This window comes from Massiliimicrobium timonense (genome assembly GCF_002160865.1).
GTDB lineage: Bacteria > Bacillota_I > Bacilli_A > Erysipelotrichales > Coprobacillaceae > Allocoprobacillus.
Genome location: NZ_NFLJ01000004.1, coordinates 38748 through 61216, shown reverse-complemented (window position 1 = coordinate 61216; position 22469 = coordinate 38748). Strand labels below are relative to the sequence as shown.

Genomic DNA, 22469 nt, shown 5'->3' with positions numbered 1-22469 from the left:
TTCCTGATAAATAAAGAATTTAAAAGCTCTTTTCAAAGAGAGCTTTTTTGGTATATAATAGTAAAAAGTGGGTGATGGCAGATGTTTAATTTAATGATTATTTTGTCTTCTATGATTAACAGTGAGCCTTTTGGCAGTAATAACTATAAAATTGCTAAATATATTATTGAAAATATTGAGGATTTAGAGGATTGTTCAGTATCTCAGTTAGCCAAAAGCTGTTATGTTTCTAATTCCAGTATTTCAAGGTTTTGTCGAGATATAGGTATGAGTGATTTTAATGCTTTAAAAAATCAGATTGCTAAATTTGGAATATCTCAAGAAACAACAAAAGGCAAATATGAATTTCAATCATACGATCCACATCAACCTGCAAAATCATATATTACAAGTGTAATTGATAATTTAAAACTTGTTATACCAAGTATTGATGAACAGTCTATTCAAAAACTTGTGAAAGATATATCACAATATAAAAATGTGGCTGCTTTTGGATATAGGCAGTCAGAAAATGTTGCTTTAAATCTACAATATGATTTACAGACGAATGGTAAACATATTTTTACATGTATCAAATTTACTGAACAGGCTGAATATATAGGACAAGCCAATCAAGATGATTTAATTATTATTTTCTCAGATACAGGCACTTATTTTGATTGTGTTTTTGAACGTGTCAAACCGTTTAAAAACATGAAAACCAAACCTAAAATATATATGATTACATCATGTCATGATTTGGATATACCTTATGTTGATGAATATATTTATTATCATAGTCGTCATGATTATGCTAGTCATCCCTATCCATTAATGATGATTGCTGATGTTATTTGTGTTGAATATGCCCATATGAAAAAGATACCTCATTGATCAAAGGATGCTTTTGTGAAAAGGTCAATGAAGTATCTTTTTTGACTGATTAAAGATGATAAATGTAAGTGTGTGTGAGTGTATTCTCTATCTTATTTAATCAGTTGCATTTTCTTCTTTTAATTTTTGTTTTTCCATTAATTTAAAGAATGGATAATATAAAACAATATCTATAATAATAAGGGCAATGACCATAAAGGCTGCTTTAATATCCATACATCCCAGTGCTGCACCTAATGGAGCAGGTGTTGTCCATGGTGTTTCGATAACCCCTTTTCCGACAATATGCAATGCCATTAATGTATAGGCAATAATTGAATTGACAACCGGTACAAAGATAAATGGAATCATCATCAAAGGGTTTAAAACCATTGGTAAACCAAAGATAATTGGTTCATTGATGTTGAATATAGCTGGACCAATAGAAAGTTTTCCAAGTGTTTTTAATTCAACAGATTTTGATTTTAATAAGAGGATACATAGACCAAGTGTTGATCCTCCACCACCTAAAGTAATGACATAAGACCAGAATGGTTGTGTAAAGAAATGAACGATAGGTTCATTATTTGTAAAGGCAGTAATATTTTCAATCAAATACATATTTTGGAAAGGTAATCTGATTGGCTGAGTGATACTTGCACCATGTAATCCAAAGAACCAGAAGATCTGTGAAATGATTGTAATTAAACAGATACCAACGAGTGAATCTAAACCAGAAATAGCAGGTGCTAAAATTGTCATAATTGTACTTGGTAATAATTCACCACTAAAGTTTTGAATCACTAAAGAGATAGCATAGAAAATAACAACGCATACAAATAATGGCATAATAGCATCAAATGAAGATGCGATTGCTGGTGGAACACCTTCAGGCATTTTAAAGCGAATATCTTTCTTTAACATAAAGTGCATGATTTCAACACATCCAATAGATACGAGAATGGCTGTAAAAATTCCTTTAGCATCAAGATATGTGGTTGGAATATACATACTTGCTGATGCTAATAATTCTTCAGCAGTTGCACCATCACTAATCAATGAAGCTGCCACAGCAGACATAGATGGAGCACTGACAATCAAGAAGACTGCAGTAGAAACAACAGCTGCGTTTAATGTTGCCATTTCATATCTTTTTGCAAGATGATATGAAATAGAGAATGCGATGAAAAGTCCCATTAATGCCATTGTCATATTATATGGAACTTGTAGGGCTGCTTTATAAGTTTGTGCCCAATTATACCAGCCCATTAACATATCAGTAATAAATCCCCACTGAGGTAATGTATCTGGTGTGAATGGTGGCGTTGAAATGATCAAGCACACACCACCTAAGATTGATAGTGGAATCGCAACAACCATACCATCACGAATGGCACCAAGATGACGCTGGTTACCAAGTTTAGTCGCAATCGGCATTAAGGTACGTTCCGCTAAATCATTGAATTTTTCCATGAAATTCATAAAATTTCCTCCCTTCTTTAGAGTTATTATATAGATTATTTGAAAACGCATACAACAAAATTCCAAATGATAGAAAAATGTGCCAAATTGTGGAAATGAATTGTATTATGTTGAAAAAAGTTTTATAATATTATATTGTGTGTGATTCATAAAGCCCTTGTTATTTTCTTTTTTATGATTGAAAAAAGAAATTTTCTTGACAGGGCTTTCTTTCATATTATAATAAAAGTGTGTGTGAGTCATATTCTCTTTCGACTGATGATAAAAATATAAATCAAGGAGAAAGAATATGAAATTAATTATTGAAGAAAATGAACAAAAAATGAGTGAAAGTGCTATGCACATTCTTTTAGGAGCAATGATGCAGGATAAACGTGTTAATATTTCATTAACAAGTGGTCGTTCTCCTAAGACTTTGTATCAAATGATGATTCCTGAAGTGAGAGATCAGGAAAAATACAAAGATGTAGAATACTATCTTTTTGATGAAGCACCATACATCAATGAAGATAAACCAGGTCCTAACTGGACAGAAATGCAGGATTTATTCTTTAGAGATGCTCATATTCCAGATGAGAAGATTCATATCACAACAATGGAAAACTGGGAAACATATGATCAGGAAATTCGTGATGCAGGTGGCATTGATGTGATGTTGATTGGTTTAGGATGGGATGGACATTTCTGTAGTAATTGTCCAAGATGTACACCTATGGATAGTTATACTTATATCATGGATAGAAAAACAAAGAATGCTGTCAATCCAACTTATCCAGATAAGCCAGATTTACCATATTCATTAACAATGGGTCCTAAGAGTTTAATGCGTGTGAAACATTTGGTAATGATTGTCAATGGTAAACATAAAGCAGAAATCTTAAAACAAGTTTTAGATTCACCAATCACTGATGAATTACCTGCCACAGTTTTGAAACTTCATCCAAATTTTACTGTTATCTGTGACAAAGATGCAGCATCATTATTGGATATGAAAGATTATCAAAGACTTTAAGATAGTGAATATTCACTATCTTTGCTTTTTAAGGAGATAATGTCATGTCAAAGAAAAAACAAAGAAATCAAAAAAAGAAAAAGGAACAGATTCGTAACTATGATGTTTTGCGTGTAAGAATGCGACGTTTTTTTGCGATGATTATAGATTGGTATTTAGCTCAGATGATTGCAGTTATTCCTATTACCTTTTATTTTAGAGGTGGTGATTATTTAAAGGCATCTATGTTTCAACTTGAAAACTATGATTTTGAGATAGGACTCTTTTTAGGTGTGTTTGGTATTGTTGTTGGAATCATTTATTATGTTCTTATACCTATATTTTGGAAAGGACAAACGATTGGTAAAAAGATTTGTAAGATTAAAATTGTACAAGTTGATGGAAGTCCTGTAAAACCTTTTTCTATTATGATAAGAGAATTAATTGGTTCAACTTTTTTAGAAGGGGGAATTATCATTATTGCGACTTATATCAGACGTATGTTGCCTTTATTTGGATTGACTGCACTTGTTGATCCTTTAAAATATATTGCTTATGGGTTGACGATTGCTTCGATTGTTTATGCCTATTTCCAGCCATTATCACAGGCTTTTCATGATAAGATTGCTAAAACAGTGGTTGTAAGTGAAAAATAAGATTCAAAGACGAATCTTATTTTTATTTGATTCAAAAGAGTGTACAATGATATGAATAAGGAGTGATTCAAATGAAATTAAGTGATGAGTATATTCAAAAAGTGGTTGTAAGTGGAAAGGTGGAGCACAACCAGACAATTGTTTTAAAGCCTTATGATGAAAATTGGTCTATTTTATTTGAAAGGGAGAAGCAAAGAATTTCAACAATTTTAAAAGACAAAGCATTAATGATTGAGCATATTGGTTCAACTTCAGTTCCGGGCTTGATTGCTAAACCAATTATTGATATTTTACTTGTTGTTGAAGATGCTGGAAAGGAAGAAGATTATGTAGTTGATTTGGTGTCACATGGTTATATTTTAAGAATAAAAGAACCAGATTTTGAAAATCATCATATGTTTCTAGGACCGGACACGGATATTCATTTACATGTTTTTTCTCAAGGTTCAAAAGAGATTGAAAAATATCTTCTTTTTAGAAATTATTTAAGAGCACATCAAGAAGCGAGAGAACTTTATGCAAATACGAAAAAAACATTAGCAAAAAAGAAGTGGAAATATGTTCAAAATTATGCTGATGCGAAAAGTGATGTTGTTCAACAAATTATGGATGCTGCAAGAAAAGAAAAACAGTCAAATTGATAAGCTATGATGAATTGAATAAAAATGATAAGTGGAATTCCTATAACAAAATACCAATGTTTTGTTTTGTGATGGAAAAGATACATGCCCATCCAAACACCTAAACTTCCACCAATCATAGCAATGATAAAAATCAGTTTTTCACTGATGCGATAACGATGATGAATCGCTTTATATTTGTCTATTTTCATGACTATACAGCCCAATATTGTCATTAATAATAAATAAATCATATAAATCTCCTTTATTGTGTTAACATATGAAATAGCTGTTGGTAATATTTTTTATGAATATGGGATTGAAGATAAATAAAATGCATGGGACGAAAGATATCAAAATGATCAATGTGCAGCTCAATGAGCTGTTTATTTTTTATTTCCTTTTCTACAACACCGGCATAAACAAAAGTTATTGCTTGAGTATCCATTAACATTGTTTTTATCATAGATAAACTTCCGACTTCAACAAGCTGTGAAAAACTTGACAGAGAATAGATTGTCTGATGAAGATAGTTTTCTAATATATCACGTGTGCCTGAACCTTTTTCTCTTATAAATAATGGATAAGGGAAAAGCTGTTCAAAAGTGATAGTTTGGTGTGCTAAGGGATGATAAGGACTTGCGACAGCGATAAATCGTTCTTTTTTAAGTAAATGATAATCAAATAATGTTGTATCAAACTGACCTTCCACAAAAGCACATTCCACTTCACCATTAATTAATTTTTGAATCAGTGTCTGTGTATTGGCTACCACAATTTCACAATGATAATTCTTTAATATTATTTTTTTAGCAATCATATGAGGAATATAGTAATCAGCAATAGATAGTGTTGAACCTATGATTAAGGAAGGACGGATATCATGTAATTGCTTTTCAAAGAGTTTTTCATTATGCATTTGTGTTTTGGCATAGTGATAGAGTAATTCTCCCATTTTTGTCAGATGAAAAGATTTATGTGTACGGTCAATAAACTTTTGTTGATAATGTTCTTCCAATGCCTTGATATGTTGTGTCACAGCAGGTTGGGTTATATGCAAATGGGCGGCTGCCTGTGTATAACTTTGACATTCTACAACTTCAATAAATGTTCTCATTTTATCATCAATCATACAAATCACCTTATTTATTATAATATATTCTTATGATAAATAAAATATTATAATTATTATTTATAGGTAAAATATGGTAATATAGCTTCGTTGAAGGAGAAGAAAGAAATGAATAAGATAAAAGAAATATTACCCGGATTTATTGTTTGTGTCATCATTGGTTTGATTGCTCAACAGATTGCTAAATTTTTTCCAAGTATTGGTGCTGCTTTATTTGCGATAGGTATCGGGATGATTGCCGGAAATACATTTTTAAACAAAGATATTTTTAATGTTGGAACAAAGTTTTCTGAGAGTCGATTGTTAGAATATTCAATTGTTTTAACGGGATTGACACTGCAATTAACAGATATTATGGGGATTGGTTTTCAAGGTGTTGTATTTATTGCATTGCAGATGACATGTACGATTGCTATATGTTATTTGATAGGAAGAAGATTAAAATTCACCAAGAAATTTTCCTTATTAATGTGTGCTGGAAATGCTGTATGTGGATCTTCAGCCATTGGTACGGTATCTCCTATTGTGGAAGCAGATAGTAAAGATAAGGGAATTTCTATTACGATTGTGAATGTGACTGGAACCATCTTAATGGTTGTGTTACCAATTGTCACTGGTTTGTTATATCATCATGAAACCTTGCATACTTCAGCTATGATTGGTGGGACACTACAATCCATTGGTCAAGTGATTGCTTCAGCATCTTTAGTCAATCAAGAAGTTGTAGAGTTTGCAACAATTTTTAAGATCGTCAGAATCATTTTTGTGGTTGTCGTTGCTTTAACATATGCCAGAATGAATCTTGATGAGAATCAGCCATTGTTTGCTAAAAAAGAAGGCAAAGCATCAAAGGTAAAAGCAAAAGTACCATGGTTTGTTATTGGATTTTTTATATTGAGTCTTATTAATAGTAGTGGATTTGTACCTGTTATTCTTTCTGCTGCAGCCAAAATGATAAGTACTCAATTTGAAATTATTGCTTTAGCAGCCATAGGAATGCGTGTGAAATTTGCTGATTTAATGAAAGAAGGACCAAAAGCTATGCTTTATGGATGTTTAACAGGAACATCACAGGTTATATTAGCATTGATTTTTATTGCGTTATTATTGGGGTAAAGAAAAAAATCTATTTTGAATAGATTTTTTTTCTTAAGATTATAAAGTATAAAATTAATGAAACAGTAAGTAAAATATGGGATAACCCAGCGATACCAGCAATCATAGCGTCCATTGAATGAGATAATGGAATATTAAGAACTTCTACAATTCCTCTTGTTACTAACATGACAATAAAAAATGGTAAAGAGATGTTATATAAAATAAAGAATTTTTGAAATAAAGAACTTTGATATAAATGGATATCATCTTTTAGAAAGAGAGCTAATATCAGCAATAGAAAAACACCTAAAATAAACAAATGTGTATGTGTCACACTTAATGTTGTTATTCCGGTAAATTGATAAAATTTTGTGAACTCTCTATAAAAGACACCCATCACAAGTGCTAGAATCATATAGATCATGGCTGTATTGATTAATTTTTTCATAGTCTATCCTCCTGTCTATCTATCTTAATGATAGTGAAGATGTTTGTCAAATCTGATGCATAAGAAAAGAAGTTTTCTAATCGAAAACTTCTATTGAGATTGTAAAAAAGTAATAACAGTTTTAAATAAATCACCATCAAGTTCTACATGGAACTGACCACCCTGTATTTCAGTAAAACTTTTCACAATGGCTAAACCTAAACCAGAACCATGACTGTTTCTAGATTTATCACCCTGTACAAAACGCTCCACAATTTCATTTTCATTAAAAGTCATTTCTGCTTCAGATATATTTTTAAAGATAATAGAAACGTGCTTATCTTTTTCTATAATATCAATATAGACTCTGGTATGTGCTAAAGCATATTTACTGATATTCATAAACAAGTTTTCAAAGATACGATAAGTTTTGGAACTATCCAAATGGCACATGATTTTTTCTTGGGCTATATTCCATTTGATAATAAGTTCTTTTTCTTCTAATTTATCTTGACATTCTAGTTGTGCCTGTTTAATTAATGATATAATATCTATATCCACTAAATCTAATTTAATATCTCCACTATTGGCTTTACTGACTTCAAATAAATCTTCAATTAAATTCTTTAATCTTAATGCATTTCTTTCTAATATCTCTAAATAATGTTTTTGATTATGGGATTGAAGATCTTCATTTTTTAATAAGTCAATATAAGTAATAATAGAAGTTAAAGGTGTTTTTAAATCATGAGATACATTTGAAATAAGTTCTGTTTTCATTTTTTGTGATTTCACTTCTTTTTCAACGGCTTTTTCAAAACCATGTTTAATGTGTACAAATTCATCTTTTAAAGGATTAAAAATACCAATATCTTGATTGATTTGAACATCAAAATCCCCTTGAGAAAGCTGTTTTGTTGCTTGTAAGAGTGTATGATAGTCTGTTTGAATATCAATAAATTTCTTTCTGATTAAAATAAAGATAATGATAGAATAAACAACCGCAAAGAAGATACCAAACACAAAGAATAAAGAGCATCCAGCAATAATGAGCATATTAAATAAAACAATCTTTAAAACAGTTTTGTTGATAGAATCTTCTAAATCAAATTGAATGACCTTATTCATTGATCCATATCCTTGCGTGATGATCCAACCGGTACACGTGTTCTCTTTAAAATAAGCTTTCAAACCTTTGTGGAAAAGATATTTAATGAAATAAGCAAAAATCACAAAGAGTAAATAGAAAATGAAGAAATAAATAATATTGACGAGAGGTGTTAAATAAGGTTCCATAGCTTCAATGCCAAATTGTTGGAAAAAGTACGGAAATTGATCTTGAATTGTTCCAGAGAGTATGATAGCAGTGCCAAGATACATGATTGTGGCTAATGTTATCCATATAATAGCTAGAAATGCGAATTTAATACGCATGACAAAAGTCAAGAAGCGATTCTGTAGAAGATATTTCATAGGAATACATAAAGTGACAATACTACAAATGAAGATAGCTGTAAAAATATAAGGAAATGAATAAAGATGTAATTGACTACGAGATGTATTCAACAAATAAGAACCAATAGGGCTTGTCATATGCAATTGATCACTGACAGCTAAAGTGATTGTGATGTTTTGTAAAGGATGATAATGCAAAGTGACATCTTTTTGTGTGTTTTCATCAAAATAAGTTTGTGTGTAAGAAAAAAGAGAATCTAATGAATAGATGTTATATTCATTATCACTTGTAGAAATGATGCTTGGTATACCTTTTTCATTGAATTGGACTTGCATATACCATTGATATTTCTTTTGTAGATTTTTATTTGTAGATATTTGAGCAATGGAATCTTTGGTATTAGAAAATTGTTGCTGTGTTTGGTTGTTGATAATATGAAAGAAAATATCTTCTTTTTGATAAAATTCATCGAGTTTATTTTCTATCTGATATTGAAAATCATAATAAGACTCATTGAAGTTATCTGGAGGTGATTGGTAGTAATCAAGAAGTGAAATTGAAGGATCTTGATTTTGCTTTAATAAAAAGTCAGATGCATAACTGTACTCAACCAGATGAGATGTGACATAATCTGAAATATCCGTTTTTTCAAAATTAGATTTTTGGATAGCCTGATTGATAAGAGGATAGCATAAATAAGTTCCAATACTAGTAATGAAAAGAATGATTAAAAGTATGAAACTTGCAATATGTTGTTTTATTTTCATTGTTCATCCCTGCCTTGTTTTTCAATTTTATATCCAACACCCCAGACAACTTTTAAATACTGAGGATGTTTAGGATCAATTTCAATTTTTTCTCTTAAATTACGAACATGGACCATCACAGTATCAGTATTAATAGCGTCTTCTTTCCAGACACTTTCATAAATGTTTTCGGCTGAAAAAACTTTACCGGGATAAGCCATCAGTAATTCTAAGATTTTAAATTCAATAGGAGTGACTTTGATTGGTTGATTGTCAACACTGACAGTTTTGGTATCTAAATTAAGTTCTAAACCACCAACTGTATAAATGTTTTGATTCTTTTGAGTTGATGTGGCTTCTAAATATTTGTGATAACGTCTTAATTGTGATGAAACCCTTGCTAATAACTCCATTGGAACAAATGGTTTTGTCATATAATCATCAGCACCAATATTTAAACCAGTGACTTTATCAATATCTTCAGATTTAGCTGATAACATGATAATAGGAAAATCATGCTTTTCTCTCACTTTCATGGTCATTTGGATACCATCCATAATAGGCATCATAATATCTACAATAGCTAAATGGATTATTTCTTGTTCTATGATTTTTAAACCTTCAACACCATTATGTGCTTTAAAAACATGATAATTTTGTGACTTTAAATAAATTTCAATCGCATCAGCTATTTCAATTTCATCCTCTACAATCAATATATTATCAATCATTTTATAATCCCCCTTACTTCCATACATTATACTTGAAATTATCAAAGAAAAGTAGAGGATAAAACGAAAGAAATTCTAAAGATGATAGGATAATGTCTTTTTATTGAGTTTATTGTAAATGAATAGATCTATCAATGAAATGATTCCTGTAACTGTAAAAACAATGATTGAAAACATATAATCTTCAATACCTAAAGCATGACCACCGATAGTAGAAGTAATGATGGATGGAATTCTTGCAATGGTTGTGATGAATAAAAATGTTGATCTTTTCATTTCTGTTAAAGGTATAAGATAAGTTAATAAATCTTTAGGGGTTCCGGGTATAAAAAAGATGAGAAAACAAAGTGTATTACGTTTTTGAGGATTATGTAAGAAATGGACTTGTTTCATATCTTCTCTACTTATAAAATGTTCTATAAAAGGTTGTCCCCATTTTTTGACAAAAGTAAAAATAAGAAAAGAACCTATAGCACAACCTATTAAACAGAGCATTAATCCATGAATAGGATCATATATAAAACCTGCCATGATTTCTACTATTTCTCCAGGAAGGAAAACAAAGATGACTTGTAATATCATAATACATGTCAAAAAGATTTGTCCCCATAAACCATAGTTTTGAAGTTGTTTTCTTAACAGTTGTGGATTTTCAAATATTTGCATCATGGGTTGATATAAAAAGAAACAGAGAATACCCATAATCAAAATACATTTGAAAATAAATAGTAATTCTTTTTTGTGTTGTTGTATTTGATGAATCATATCTATCACTCCTATTGTCAATGATAGTATGAACGAAAAAATGAAAATAGAAACTGTAAAAAAAGAAAAGAATTTCTAAAGAAAAAAACAAGCAGTGCTTGTTTTACAAATATGATGACTGACTTTCCATAAAGTAAGTTGCTTCCATATCCGCGGTGGATAACGCAAAGGCAAGTGGGAACATTTCAAATGCTGCTCCAACATTTCTAGCGTCTTCATTCCCCGCAAAACCCATATGATATCGAATCGCAAAAGCTTCCTCTCTTTTTAAACGCATATAGCCACTAATCATATAAACGCTTTTTTCACCATGACCATAGGGGAGAGTGTCATGATATTCAAAGGTAGGAACCTGTGTCCATTGTCCATTTTCTTTAACGTTACGTATTCCCTTCTTATAACAATTAATTTTACACAAATCATGTAGTAAAGCAACAATCGCAATTGATTCTTCACTGTAATTGAGATGATATGTTTTTTGTACGCGTTCCCTTGATAAGTAATCTAATAGGCAATCATAAACATTTAAGCTATGTTCTAATAATCCACCTTCATAACTTCCATGAAAGCGAGTGCTGGCTGGAGCTTCAAAAAAATCTGAATTTTTAGACATAAGAAATTCTAATAATTTTTCACTTCCATCACGATGAATCTTTGTTTTATAGATTTCAATAAATCTTTCTTTATTTGTCATATTTTCACATCCTCTTTGTTTTAGTATAACAAAATTGTCTGTTTTTCGCTATGATGTTTTATTGTATAATAAATGATAGTAAGGGGTTGATGAAAATGAAAACAAATGTATTAAGATTGCTTGATTATCAGCATATTTATTATAAAACGAAAGAATATGATTATGATGAAAATGATTTGTCTGGTAAACATATCATTGAGCAAGTTGATTTAAAACCAGAGGAAATCTATAAAACACTTGTATTACATTCAGGAAATGATTATCTGGTATGTTGTATACCAGTCATGGAAGAAATTGATCTTAAAAAATTGGCTAAAGCGAGTGGGCATAAAAGTGTGGAAATGATTCGTCAAAAAGATTTGTTGCCATTAACAGGTTATATACGTGGAGGATGTTCGCCTATTGGCATGAAGAAGAAGTTTCCTACTTATTTTCAAGAAGACATATTATTATTAGACAAGGTCGCTGTAAGTGCTGGTAAAAGAGGAATTCAAGTGATTTTAAATCCTAAAAATTTAATAGCTTATGTCAATGGACAGTGTGTAGATGTCATAAGAAAAGAATAACAGGGTTTCTGTTATTCTTTATCAGTTATCTCAATAATTTCATTATATAAAATATGCATATTGCCTATATCTTTATCTATATGATAATGTCCTAAATACCAATCTTGGAATACAATATTCTTTTTAAAAAAATATAAGGTGCTATGAATGTCTTCATATTCTTCTCCATAAACACTCATATCACAAAGATTATAAAATCCTAAATATTCTTTGATGTCACGAGGGGCATCATGAGTTAAAATGATATCTACATGATTATTGTATTTTTCTAATGATTGTAAGGCATAATTGACTTCTTCATGAGTTGGTAATTCACCTTTCCACCAAGAAACACCCTCTTTTCTATAAGCACGATCAGTAGAATAACCACCACCAAATGTGAAAATTGTTTTATCGTTTATAGTAAAAACTTCACCACGCATAAGGTGGTAAATACTGTTATTGATTTTATGGATACGACCCCCATGCCATTGTTCAACAGGATAAGTTTGAAGTAAATCATGATTTTCGTGGTTGCCATCTATCCAGAGTGTCGTCCATGGTTGTTCATCTAACCAGTTTTGCCACCATTTGTCCGATTTTTCTAATTCACCACCCCATACACATCCAAAATCACCACAAATAATAACATAATCATTTTTTGTCAGTGTTTTTCCTTCTTGAAAATGTCGTCTTGATAATTTTGTCATATCATACGAACCATGTGTATCACCGGTTATAAAAATTCTTGACATATGTTTTCCTCACTTTCTTTAAAAATATATCTTTCTATCATTCTAGCATAAAACTTTATAAAAATATGCAGATGAAAGGGAACAAATACTTTTATTTATGGAAAAGATAGAAATAATATTATATGCTTTAAGCAATTTATATGATATAATGTCTATAAAGATAAAAAAATTGAAAGTAAAAAAAGAAATCTGTCAAAAAAATGCGTATATATATAATAGGAGGGTTATTTTATGATGGATTTCAAGAATCTTTTTGACATACGCATTTACAACTATTTTCTCAATCATGAACGTCTGGCTGATTTTTTGAATGTTGTTCTCTTTGACGGACAAATGATAATGGATACTCAGGATATCATCATCCTTGATTCCAGCAGCAGTGGTGTTTTTTTGTCTAATGGACAAACAATCAAGCGTACAAGAGATCATCTGCTTCTGGTGAGCCTGAATGGAGAGCAATGCATCATTGGACTGGAACATCAGTCCTATGCAGATAAAAGGATGTTTCAAAGAATCATGGAATATGATTATCTCAGCTATCTTAGACAGTATCATATCTATGAAAAGAACATTTAGGAAAGAATCAATGGTGTCATGACTTTAGCTATTTATTATGGTGAAAGGAAATGGAACTACGCCAGAAGCTATAAGCAGATGATGAATCGAAGTATCAGACACTTAAGACGTTACATGAATGTTGAATTTCATCCGCTGGTAGAAATGGTAAAGCTGGATGAAACAAGATTTCAAAACAAGGACAATAAAGATCTGATTACAGGACTGAAGGTTCTTTATGCAAAGAAGAAGGTACCAGAAAAGTTTATAGTCAGCCATGAAGTGGCATGTCTATTAGGAACACTGATTCATGATGAACGTATTTATCAGTTGATTGAAAAAAAGAAAGGGGCAACGAATATGAGTGACTATGTATTAGGAATAAGCAGAAAGGCAGAAAGAAAAGGACGAAATGAAGGAATCATGACGACACTTATTAAACTACTTACACAAAAGTTTGGAAATTTATCGAAAGATACTATTAAAGCAATTAAACGAAGCAACAAGAAACAACTTAATTCTTTAACGTTACATATTTTTGATATAGAAAAAGAGGAAGATATTAAAAAGATTTTATTAGGGAAATAAAGAAAAGTTTTAAAGTAATGATAGGGTTTACATGAAGAATATTATATTTGATAAATGCATAAAGATACTATGAAAAATGTTTTATTTTCAAAGTGAGTTTTTATAGCGTAGGTTTTTAAGATTTGTTATAATAGAAGCAGAGGTGAAACAATATGGATTATAAAGTAAATTATGAAAGATGGTTAAATCATCCTGCTATGGATGGAGCAACAAAAATGGAATTGCAAAATATGGGAGAAAAAGAAAAGGAAGATGCATTCTATACAAATGTTGAATTTGGAACTGCTGGTATGAGAGGGATTTTGGGACCAGGAACAAATAGAATGAATATCTATACAATTCGTAAGGCAAATGTTGGTTTTGCAAAATATGTCGCAGGTTTAGAAAATGGGAAAGAAAGAGGCGTTGCGATTGGATATGATAACCGACATATGTCTTATCGTTTTGCGATTGAAAGCGCTAAAGTTTTAGCAACTTATGGTATTAAATCATTTATTTTTGAAAGTTTAAGACCTACACCAGAATTATCTTTTGCTGTAAGATATTTAAAATGTGCTGGTGGAATCATGATTACTGCTTCACATAACCCAAAAGAATATAATGGTTATAAAGTTTATGATGATACAGGATGTCAGCTAATTCCAGAATGGGCAGATGAAGTTGTTAAATATGTCAATGAAGTTGAAGATGAATTAGATATTCATGTATGTAGTGATGAAGAAGCTTATCCATATATGACATGGATTGGTGAAGAAGTAGATGAAGCTTATTATAAAGCTGTTATGGGTATTGAAATTAATCCTGGTATGGATAAGAGTGGATTTAAAATTGTTTTCTCACCACAACATGGAACAAGTAATATTCCTGTTAGAACTTGTTTAGGACGTTTAGGATATGATGTTGTACCAGTACTTGCACAATGTGCACCAGATCCTGATTATACAAATACAAAATCTCCTAACCCTGAAGTAGACATGGCTTATGAATTAGCTATTATTAAAGCTAAAGAAGTTGATGCTGATGTTGTTGTTATTTGTGATCCTGATGGAGATAGATTAGGTGTCGTTGCTAAACATGATGGAAAATATGTCTTGATGAGTGGTAACCAGTCTGCTGCTGTTTATCTTGAATATATTTTAAGTCAAATGAAAGAAAAAGGAACATTACCTGATAATGCAGTTATGTATAATACCATTGTTACTTCTGATTTAGGTGAATTAGTAGCGAGAAGCTATGGTGTAGATGTTGAAAAAACATTGACTGGATTTAAATTTATTGGAGATAAGATTCGTAAATATGAAAAAACTGGAGAAAAACAATTTGTCTTTGGTTATGAAGAATCTTATGGATGTGTTGTTAAAGATTTCGTTAGAGATAAAGATGCTGTACAGGCTGTCTTAACTGCTGCAGAAGCTGGTAACTATTATAAAAAACAAGGTAAAGATTTAATTGATGTATTAAATGAATTATATGCTAAACATGGAGCATTTAAAGAAAGTCAAATTGCTTTATCTAAAGCAGGAGCTGCTGGAGCTGCAAGAATTAAAGAAATTATGGATAATTTAAGAAAAGATGCACCTACTGAAATTGGTGGTGTTAAAGTTGTTGCTGTTGAAGATTATCAGACAAGTGTAAGAACTGAAAATGGAAATGAAACAACAATTGATTTACCAAAATCAAATGTATTGAAATATTATTTAGAAGATGGTTCTTGGATTGCTGCTAGACCTAGTGGAACTGAACCAAAATGTAAATTCTATTTCTCAATTAAAGGTGCAACTGTTGATGATGCAACTGCTAAAACAGAAGTATTCCAAAAAGATATGATGAATATTATCGGTGAATAATACAAAAAGACAAAAAACGTTGATAAAATCAACGTTTTTTTGATGAGGTGCTGTAATTTCCGTTTGTTTTCCGCTTAAAAACATTATTTATGCATATTATTTAAGTTTGTTTAAGTTGAAATTATAATAATCAAATAAAAGATAAAAGTTGAGTAAACTATATTAAAAAGAAAGTCGTTCAATTTTTTGATTACACAAAAATTTTAAAGGCTTTCTTTTTAATTTGATTAAGAAAAAAGTCTTCTAATACTATCGACCAATAATAAAAAATATTGATTTTATCAATGCCTTTTTAATTGTTATAGTATTTTTGTCATTCAAGGACTACGTTATCTATTTGACTTGTTTTGCGATGAATGATTTCCAATCATTTGAATTATACTATCAAGATACTCTATAAATTTTTCTAATACGTCATCTTCTTCAAGTATTTTATCATAGCTTTTCGTTAGCATTGACTCTATTGCGGTAGCTTTCTATCAGCAATGCTGAAATGTTGAATAGTTTGCAAGAGATAATAGATAAAAAAGAGAAAAATGAATAAAATATGTATATTTTCACAATTTTAGGCATATAATAATTAATAAATTAAATGATTTTGCGATTTTTTTGCAAAATCATTTAATAAAAATCATCTTTATGTTAAAATGTTAATGAAAAAGTGAAGGAAGGTGAAAATATGCTTTTAGATTTTAGGGTTGAAAATTATAAATCTTTTCAGGATGAAGTTTCTTTTTCAATGATCCCTGCACCTAAACAAAAGGGATTAGATTATAGTGTATTTGAAGAAGCCATTGGTAAGAAGAAAATCAATGCAATATGTTCATCTGTTATTTATGGACCAAATGCTTCTGGAAAAACGAATATCATAGGTGCTATGGATACTATGAGATCTATAGTGCTTAGAGGAAATATATTAAATGTTAATGAGTCTTATCCAAATGAAGCAGCTAATTATTTAGAGTTGATTCCTAATAATAAACTTACAGAAAGAAAACCTGTTAAGTTTTTCATTTCATTTACTGAAGAAGGGTATCATATAGAGTATTCATTTTCAATGAACGTTGGTTTCTTTTTAGAAAAAGATTTTAAAAGAAATATTGAACGAGAAATATTGAACGTTAATGGAATGGAGATATTTGATCGTAGTTTTGATAAGCTTGAGTTCAATTATTCTAAAAAGATATCTGAATTGCTAGATATGAATTCTAAAGAATCTAACAAATTGTACGAAGTAGCCCTTAATAGTCTTAATGACACTGAACTATTTTTAATGAATGGTTTTAAGTTAATTATTTCCAGAAAGCTGGTTGAATTGATACAAAACTGGTTTAAAAATAAATTCATGGTTATATATAAGGCAAACGCTATCGAGTTAATTCGTAGATTTGAAGATACAGATTCTCCAGGATTCTATGTTGAAAAAACGACTAATGAAGCAGCTAAAATATTTGGTTTAAATTCAAATGCTGTAGGTTATATGGTTTCAGATGAAGATCAGAAAACAAAACTATGTTCTGTTTTAGATGATCAAAATTCAAATAAGAAAGTTATCATCAATGCTAAGACGTTTGAGTCATATGGAACGATAAGATTTATTAATTTATTTCCTCTGGTTATAAAAGCTATGTATACAGGTGGAACATTAGTTATAGATGAATTTGATGCTTCCATTCATCCTATGGCTTTAATGAATATTATTAATATATTTCATGACGATGAGATCAATATTCATCATGCGCAGTTGATTTTTGATACACATAATCCTATCTTTTTGAATTCTAATCTGTTTAGAAGAGATGAAATAAAGTTTGTTGAAAGAGATGAAGATAATTTTAAAAGTGATTTATATTCTTTATCAGATTTTGGAACTTCAGGTACTAGTGGTGTTAGAAAAAATGAAGATTATATGAAAAATTACTTTATTTCACGATATGGTGCAATCTCTGATATAGATTTTTCTCCTGTATTTAGAGAATTGATTTCTAAAAAAGGAGAGGATTGATATGGTAAAAAAATATACTAATAAATATTATTTCAGTGTCGAAGGTGAAACTGAAAAGTGGTATCTTGAGTGGCTAAGAGATCGTATTAATGAATTGGATGAATCTCGCTATAAAGTGGCAATTGATTGCAAAGTGGAAAAAGATCCATATAGACGTGCGAAAAAAATGACTATTGCAAGCAAAACAGAAATTTGGCATTTATCAGATTATGAAAGTAATGATGAATTTCATGTTCAGCAATTTAAGCAGACTATTGATAATTTGAAAAAGGCTTCCGGTATAGGAAAGAATATAGTTTATAAATTTGGCTATAGTAATTTTACATTTGATTTATGGATCATATTACATAAAATGGATTGTAATGGTCCAAAAACTGATAGGAAGCAATATATTAATTCAATTAATAGAGCGTATAACAAGCATTTTTTAAGCATGGATGATTACAAGCATAAAGATCATTTTAATAGTTGTTTAAAACAATTGAGCATTGATAATGTAAAAAAAGCTATAGAACGATCAAAACGTATTATGCAATCTAATCAGGCTAATGGATATCAGTTGCAAAGATATAAAGGTTATAGTTTTTATAGAGAAAATCCTTCTTTGATGGTATGGGAAGTTGTTGAAAAAATATTAAAAGACTGCAATTTAATATAGAAAGGAAGAAATTTTAACACGGTAAAATGACCGTGTCTTTTTATTATGAAGATAACAAAGACTAGATTTTTGAATATGGAAAACCACCACCTAAAAATTCTAGATATAAAGGAAAGATAAGAAATGATACAGTTGATAGCTATTTTGGTTATACAGACAGAGATGAAGCTAAAAATGATTATAAGACTGTTGAAAAAATGGCTATATAGGGAGTCATACAACAGGGTCATATAGCTCTATGGAGGTTTTAAATACAAAGAGGTGTTGAATGCCAAATTAAATGGCAAAAAGTTCTTCAATTTATTTGGTTAGGATACAAGGTGAAAAAACTATAATATTCAAATTAAATTGTTCTAATTATTCATATTATTTGCTGGGGGGGAGATAACAAAAAAATGCATCTAAGATGCACTTTTATTGTAGTCTTCAAATACTGATTTGATTCCATATACAATTCTATGACATATATCTAAATCTTCGAATACTTCGTATATTGCCTCTGTATTCCAGAACATGTCTGTTGGTTTAATGTAGAATACAAGCACACGGTAAAATTACTGTGTTTTTAGCTTGTATGATTTTAGTTTTATGTAACAATTACAATTATAAAACGAATGAAGATTGTAAGTAAAAAATATGGTTTGTTGAGTATCTCGGTTCATTGTTACTTCAAAATAAATAAGTTATTTTATGTTTTAACTTTGCATGTTGCTATTTTCACATTTGTTGTATTTGAAGATATTTCTTTGAAATGTTTGTGCCATAAATTAATTAAGGTATATCTTTTAAACTTTAATTTTTTGGTACGTACTTTATTCTATTTATGGAGTAGAAATTCAGCTGTTTTATTGTACTGTTAAGTTGATCTATTGGAATATAATCTATGGTATTGTTTTATAATGAAGTTTTTATCCGGATAGTATCTATTATCACTTTATAGGGATTTTGCAATAGTATTTGACTCTTATAAAGAAGATTTTCATATGAAAATGGTAATGAAGTATGAGTATATGTATTCTTATTGTAATCATCCAACAAAAATATACACGATGGTAACTTTTTCTTTTGATTTAAACAAAAATATGATATTATTATATTATGAGTTACATTATTTTTCCATATTTTAATGAAATATGTTAAAAATGTTACTTCTATACAATTAATAAATGGAATTTTTTGTTTTTAAAAATGAAAGCGCTATTAAAATCTAAACTAGAAATGGTGGCTTTTTATAGTGTTTGGGGAGAATGAAATAGGGGGGAGAATTTATGGAGTATATTATTGCTATAGTTATTCTTTATGTGATTATTGTTTATGTTGTTATTCCTTTCTTGGAGTTTGCATTACCAATAGTTTCTAAGATTTTGCTTGCTGTTGGGGGTGTTTTAGCGATTTATGGTGCTTTTAAGGTAGCTAAAGAATATTTTAAAAATTTAAAGCAAAATCTGGATTTTAAAAACTATGGTTATAAAGATGAGGGGGAACCTGCTCAAAAGAGTTATTTTTTTGGACCTGGGTATCAGCAATTATATGGAACTATTAAAGGTGGAATATCTAGCAGTTATAGTGAAGTTAAAGATTTGTGTTATAGCGTTTATGATTTTTTTGATGATTTGAGTGATTCATTCATTTCAAAAATTATAGCAATTGTTTTGATTATACCAATTGCTATAGTATCTGCAATTATTGCATTAATATTTACTTTATTATGTATTGCTATACAAGGTGGTATTACATTATTAGTCATGGCTCTTGTCTATATTATTTTTATGCTAACATACATCTGCGATCGTTCATATCGATTAATCAAAGGGATTCACTTGGACTGTCAACACTGTAAACAACAATTTACTCTGCCTACTTATGAATGTCCTAATTGTGGTGAACGACATTTGAAATTAGTTCCAAATACTTATGGGATTTTCACTCATAAATGTAAGTGTGGGGAAAAACTACCATGTACCTTTTTTAATGGACGTTCAAAATTAATAGCGCATTGTCCGCATTGTGATGAGTCATTGTCTTCTGATGCAACAAAATCAGTAATTATCCAATTGACTGGTGGAAGTAGCTCTGGTAAAACTGTCTTTTTATCAGCTTTTTATAAAGAGTATTTTAAAAAGCTAAATGCCAATAATCAAATTGAATATGAGATACCTTTAACATCTAAGGAGAAATTTGATGAATTATCAGAATATTATAATGGTACAATATTACCTGAAACAACCTCAGAAACAAATGCAACTATGTATGAATTAATTGTTAAAGGAAAAAATTTAGGAACAGATAGAAAATTTGCTGTTTATGATATTGCAGGGGAAATGTTTCGCCCTGAAATTAGTGATTATGAAATTACTCAGCAACAATATAAATATTGTAATGGAACTATTTTATTGATTGATCCATTTTCAGTTGAAGTTATTCGTAATGAAGCCGAGGTTAGTGGTGAAAATGTTAATAATTATTCGGAGATGGAACCTGATGAAGTTGTGAATAATTTTATTAATTATTTACTTCAAGTTGGTATTATTAAAGGAAATCGAGCGAGTCACTTGCCAGTCGCTGTTGTGATTTGTAAAGCTGACGCACCTATTGTTAGAAAGAAAATTAGTACTGCCCATATTAAGATAATGTATAAAAAATATGTGAATGGATTAGGAGAGGATGAAAAAGCCATGACATATGATCAATATCGTAATGAACAGATTAAACAATTTATGATTGAGTATGGTATGGACAATGCTTTGCAATTATTGGAACATCAGTTTAAAAATATATCTTTTTTTGTTGCAAGTGCTATTGGACATGAACCGGATGGAGAAGAATTTACACCATTTGGAGTTAATGAATGTTTTGATTGGATTATAAAGAGTACGGATAATGAATATTATCGTACTATTGAACAAATATAGGAGGGAGACATATGATAGAAAAAGATTGGCGAATGGATAATCTAGATAATATTTTGTCTGATGAAGAATCATTGAATGAAGAATTAGTTAATCAATCACAGGATGAAAAAGTGAATGATGAAGAAACTCAAAAAGAAAGTTCACAAAATAATGAAACTGAAGAAATTGTGGTTGAATCAATGTTTGATCAATCAGACATTTTATCAGAATTAAAAACTTTATTACATCAATCTTATAATCAGGAGGCTGTTTTAAATAAATTAGATTCTATTCTTCAGTTATTGCAGGCAAAAGAAAATGGTGAAGAAAGTAAAGATAGTTCACTAGATATGCAAGATATGCTGAAAAATTTAACAAAGAGTCAAAATCGAAATAATGATTTATTAGTCCAATATTTAAGACAAAATGCTGAGTTTCAACAGCAAGTTCGTGTTAATATGAATAATGAAAATGAATTATTAAAAAAAGAACTTTTAGGAGAAAGATTAGACCCTTTATTAAAAAGTATTGCTTCAGTTTATGGAGAATATTATCAACTTCTTAATGTTCAAGGAATTGATGAGAAATATCAAAAACAAGTTTCTTATTTATTTGAGAGTATTGAAGATATTCTTTATGAGTATGGTTGTGATATACAACGTAGTGAACCTGGCACGGAAAGATTAGTGAAGACTACAAAAATTAAACAACCATTGGTATTAACGGGTGATAAAAACTTACATCGAAAGGTTATTACATCTTTTAATCCAAGTATATCTAAAGGTAAAAAGGTGTTATATCCTGAATATGTTTCAATTTATAAATATGATGAGTCATTAGCAAAAGAGAATTTACAGAGTGAAGAAATAGAAAATATAGAAATGACTCAAGAAATTAGTGATGAAAAAGAATTAGAGAAATCAAATGATATTAAAGTTAATGAAAATAAATTAGATGAAGAAGGGGAGAATTAAA

The 22469-nt window shown here is 29.9% G+C and carries 22 protein-coding genes; 13 read left to right on the top strand and 9 right to left on the bottom strand.

Going from position 1 to position 22469, the window contains the following annotated elements; genetic code table 11:
- Positions 1-81 precede the first annotated feature (81 nt).
- Positions 82-873 carry a MurR/RpiR family transcriptional regulator gene (locus B5E75_RS02080; RefSeq protein ID WP_087357140.1) on the top strand — a complete coding sequence of 264 codons (792 nt, stop codon included), beginning with the start codon at positions 82-84 and terminating at the stop codon, positions 871-873.
- A 96-nt stretch (positions 874-969) separates the two neighbouring features.
- Here the strand turns inward: B5E75_RS02080 and B5E75_RS02075 are convergent, their stop codons facing one another.
- Complete coding sequence (locus tag B5E75_RS02075; protein WP_087357139.1) at positions 970-2334, bottom strand: PTS sugar transporter subunit IIC; 1365 nt, start codon at positions 2332-2334, stop codon at positions 970-972.
- Positions 2335-2623: 289 nt separating this feature from the next.
- On the opposite strand from B5E75_RS02075, the gene B5E75_RS02070 reads away from it, so the two are divergent.
- The 3 genes from B5E75_RS02070 to B5E75_RS02060 all read left to right on the top strand — a co-directional run bounded on the left by B5E75_RS02070 (position 2624) and on the right by B5E75_RS02060 (position 4622).
- Positions 2624-3346: a glucosamine-6-phosphate deaminase gene (locus B5E75_RS02070; RefSeq protein WP_087357138.1), complete on the top strand. Its 723-nt coding sequence runs from the start codon at positions 2624-2626 to the stop codon at positions 3344-3346.
- Between the two features lie 44 nt (positions 3347-3390).
- Entirely contained in the window at positions 3391-3981 is a 591-nt protein-coding gene (locus tag B5E75_RS02065; RefSeq protein ID WP_087357137.1) for an RDD family protein, read from the top strand.
- A gap of 71 nt (positions 3982-4052) precedes the next feature.
- On the top strand, positions 4053-4622 hold the full coding sequence (locus B5E75_RS02060) for a GrpB family protein (protein ID WP_087357136.1): 570 nt from the start codon (positions 4053-4055) through the stop codon (positions 4620-4622).
- On the opposite strand, the gene B5E75_RS02055 is transcribed toward B5E75_RS02060, so the two are convergent.
- Complete coding sequence (locus B5E75_RS02055; protein ID WP_087357135.1) at positions 4577-4855, bottom strand: DUF1294 domain-containing protein; 279 nt, start codon at positions 4853-4855, stop codon at positions 4577-4579. The two genes, B5E75_RS02060 and B5E75_RS02055, sit on opposite strands and share 46 nt — an antisense overlap.
- A gap of 11 nt (positions 4856-4866) precedes the next feature.
- The gene (locus B5E75_RS02050; protein WP_087357134.1) at positions 4867-5733 is read right to left on the bottom strand and encodes a LysR family transcriptional regulator; all 867 of its coding nucleotides are present in this window, start codon (positions 5731-5733) and stop codon (positions 4867-4869) included.
- A 108-nt stretch (positions 5734-5841) separates the two neighbouring features.
- On the opposite strand from B5E75_RS02050, the gene B5E75_RS02045 reads away from it, so the two are divergent.
- Positions 5842-6849, top strand: a complete 1008-nt coding sequence (locus B5E75_RS02045; RefSeq protein ID WP_087357133.1) for a YeiH family protein — start codon at positions 5842-5844, stop codon at positions 6847-6849.
- A gap of 10 nt (positions 6850-6859) precedes the next feature.
- On the opposite strand, the gene B5E75_RS02040 is transcribed toward B5E75_RS02045, so the two are convergent.
- The 5 genes from B5E75_RS02040 to B5E75_RS02020 all read right to left on the bottom strand — a co-directional run bounded on the left by B5E75_RS02040 (position 6860) and on the right by B5E75_RS02020 (position 11650).
- Positions 6860-7279, bottom strand: coding sequence for a DUF2871 domain-containing protein (locus tag B5E75_RS02040; protein WP_087357132.1), 420 nt, complete (start codon positions 7277-7279; stop codon positions 6860-6862).
- Between the two features lie 90 nt (positions 7280-7369).
- Positions 7370-9481, bottom strand: coding sequence for a sensor histidine kinase (locus B5E75_RS02035; RefSeq protein WP_087357131.1), 2112 nt, complete (start codon positions 9479-9481; stop codon positions 7370-7372).
- On the bottom strand, positions 9478-10191 hold the full coding sequence (locus B5E75_RS02030; RefSeq protein WP_087357130.1) for a response regulator transcription factor: 714 nt from the start codon (positions 10189-10191) through the stop codon (positions 9478-9480). Before B5E75_RS02030 ends, B5E75_RS02035 begins: the two co-directional genes overlap by 4 nt.
- Positions 10192-10266: 75 nt before the next feature.
- On the bottom strand, positions 10267-10956 hold the full coding sequence (locus B5E75_RS02025) for a TVP38/TMEM64 family protein (protein WP_241146604.1): 690 nt from the start codon (positions 10954-10956) through the stop codon (positions 10267-10269).
- Between the two features lie 103 nt (positions 10957-11059).
- Complete coding sequence (locus B5E75_RS02020; protein ID WP_087357129.1) at positions 11060-11650, bottom strand: hydrolase; 591 nt, start codon at positions 11648-11650, stop codon at positions 11060-11062.
- A 95-nt stretch (positions 11651-11745) separates the two neighbouring features.
- Here B5E75_RS02020 and ybaK point away from each other — a divergent pair, with 95 nt between their 5' ends.
- Complete coding sequence (gene ybaK, locus B5E75_RS02015; protein ID WP_241146603.1) at positions 11746-12216, top strand: Cys-tRNA(Pro) deacylase; 471 nt, start codon at positions 11746-11748, stop codon at positions 12214-12216.
- Positions 12217-12227: 11 nt separating this feature from the next.
- On the opposite strand, the gene B5E75_RS02010 is transcribed toward ybaK, so the two are convergent.
- Positions 12228-12950: a metallophosphoesterase family protein gene (locus B5E75_RS02010; protein ID WP_087357127.1), complete on the bottom strand. Its 723-nt coding sequence runs from the start codon at positions 12948-12950 to the stop codon at positions 12228-12230.
- A gap of 231 nt (positions 12951-13181) precedes the next feature.
- Here B5E75_RS02010 and B5E75_RS02005 point away from each other — a divergent pair, with 231 nt between their 5' ends.
- From B5E75_RS02005 to B5E75_RS01975, 7 genes are all read left to right on the top strand, one after another.
- Positions 13182-13526: a hypothetical protein gene (locus B5E75_RS02005; protein ID WP_087357126.1), complete on the top strand. Its 345-nt coding sequence runs from the start codon at positions 13182-13184 to the stop codon at positions 13524-13526.
- Between the two features lie 18 nt (positions 13527-13544).
- Complete coding sequence (locus tag B5E75_RS02000) at positions 13545-14093, top strand: DUF4351 domain-containing protein (RefSeq protein WP_087357125.1); 549 nt, start codon at positions 13545-13547, stop codon at positions 14091-14093.
- A gap of 152 nt (positions 14094-14245) precedes the next feature.
- Complete coding sequence (locus tag B5E75_RS01995; protein WP_087357124.1) at positions 14246-15940, top strand: phospho-sugar mutase; 1695 nt, start codon at positions 14246-14248, stop codon at positions 15938-15940.
- 679 nt (positions 15941-16619) lie between these two features.
- Complete coding sequence (locus tag B5E75_RS01990; RefSeq protein ID WP_087357123.1) at positions 16620-17945, top strand: AAA family ATPase; 1326 nt, start codon at positions 16620-16622, stop codon at positions 17943-17945.
- A gap of 1 nt (position 17946) precedes the next feature.
- Positions 17947-18603: an RloB family protein gene (locus B5E75_RS01985; RefSeq protein WP_087357122.1), complete on the top strand. Its 657-nt coding sequence runs from the start codon at positions 17947-17949 to the stop codon at positions 18601-18603.
- Between the two features lie 1268 nt (positions 18604-19871).
- Positions 19872-21515 carry a TRAFAC clade GTPase domain-containing protein gene (locus B5E75_RS01980; protein ID WP_087357121.1) on the top strand — a complete coding sequence of 548 codons (1644 nt, stop codon included), beginning with the start codon at positions 19872-19874 and terminating at the stop codon, positions 21513-21515.
- An 11-nt stretch (positions 21516-21526) separates the two neighbouring features.
- A complete protein-coding gene (locus tag B5E75_RS01975; protein WP_087357120.1) occupies positions 21527-22468 on the top strand; it encodes a hypothetical protein in 942 nt (313 codons plus the stop codon).
- Position 22469: the final 1 nt, after the last annotated feature.

Excerpts from the sequence above, each read along its gene's own strand:
- B5E75_RS02080 (WP_087357140.1), top strand. The coding sequence starts at position 82 with ATGTTTAATTTAATGATTATTTTGTCTTCTATGATTAACAGTGAGCCT.
- B5E75_RS02075 (WP_087357139.1), bottom strand. The coding sequence starts at position 2,334 with ATGAATTTCATGGAAAAATTCAATGATTTAGCGGAACGTACCTTAATG.
- B5E75_RS02070 (WP_087357138.1), top strand. The coding sequence starts at position 2,624 with ATGAAATTAATTATTGAAGAAAATGAACAAAAAATGAGTGAAAGTGCT.
- B5E75_RS02065 (WP_087357137.1), top strand. The coding sequence starts at position 3,391 with ATGTCAAAGAAAAAACAAAGAAATCAAAAAAAGAAAAAGGAACAGATT.
- B5E75_RS02060 (WP_087357136.1), top strand. The coding sequence starts at position 4,053 with ATGAAATTAAGTGATGAGTATATTCAAAAAGTGGTTGTAAGTGGAAAG.
- B5E75_RS02055 (WP_087357135.1), bottom strand. The coding sequence starts at position 4,855 with ATGATTTATTTATTATTAATGACAATATTGGGCTGTATAGTCATGAAA.
- B5E75_RS02050 (WP_087357134.1), bottom strand. The coding sequence starts at position 5,733 with ATGATTGATGATAAAATGAGAACATTTATTGAAGTTGTAGAATGTCAA.
- B5E75_RS02045 (WP_087357133.1), top strand. The coding sequence starts at position 5,842 with ATGAATAAGATAAAAGAAATATTACCCGGATTTATTGTTTGTGTCATC.
- B5E75_RS02040 (WP_087357132.1), bottom strand. The coding sequence starts at position 7,279 with ATGAAAAAATTAATCAATACAGCCATGATCTATATGATTCTAGCACTT.
- B5E75_RS02035 (WP_087357131.1), bottom strand. The coding sequence starts at position 9,481 with ATGAAAATAAAACAACATATTGCAAGTTTCATACTTTTAATCATTCTT.
- B5E75_RS02030 (WP_087357130.1), bottom strand. The coding sequence starts at position 10,191 with ATGATTGATAATATATTGATTGTAGAGGATGAAATTGAAATAGCTGAT.
- B5E75_RS02025 (WP_241146604.1), bottom strand. The coding sequence starts at position 10,956 with ATGATTCATCAAATACAACAACACAAAAAAGAATTACTATTTATTTTC.
- B5E75_RS02020 (WP_087357129.1), bottom strand. The coding sequence starts at position 11,650 with ATGACAAATAAAGAAAGATTTATTGAAATCTATAAAACAAAGATTCAT.
- ybaK (WP_241146603.1), top strand. The coding sequence starts at position 11,746 with ATGAAAACAAATGTATTAAGATTGCTTGATTATCAGCATATTTATTAT.
- B5E75_RS02010 (WP_087357127.1), bottom strand. The coding sequence starts at position 12,950 with ATGTCAAGAATTTTTATAACCGGTGATACACATGGTTCGTATGATATG.
- B5E75_RS02005 (WP_087357126.1), top strand. The coding sequence starts at position 13,182 with ATGATGGATTTCAAGAATCTTTTTGACATACGCATTTACAACTATTTT.
- B5E75_RS02000 (WP_087357125.1), top strand. The coding sequence starts at position 13,545 with ATGACTTTAGCTATTTATTATGGTGAAAGGAAATGGAACTACGCCAGA.
- B5E75_RS01995 (WP_087357124.1), top strand. The coding sequence starts at position 14,246 with ATGGATTATAAAGTAAATTATGAAAGATGGTTAAATCATCCTGCTATG.
- B5E75_RS01990 (WP_087357123.1), top strand. The coding sequence starts at position 16,620 with ATGCTTTTAGATTTTAGGGTTGAAAATTATAAATCTTTTCAGGATGAA.
- B5E75_RS01985 (WP_087357122.1), top strand. The coding sequence starts at position 17,947 with ATGGTAAAAAAATATACTAATAAATATTATTTCAGTGTCGAAGGTGAA.
- B5E75_RS01980 (WP_087357121.1), top strand. The coding sequence starts at position 19,872 with ATGGAGTATATTATTGCTATAGTTATTCTTTATGTGATTATTGTTTAT.
- B5E75_RS01975 (WP_087357120.1), top strand. The coding sequence starts at position 21,527 with ATGATAGAAAAAGATTGGCGAATGGATAATCTAGATAATATTTTGTCT.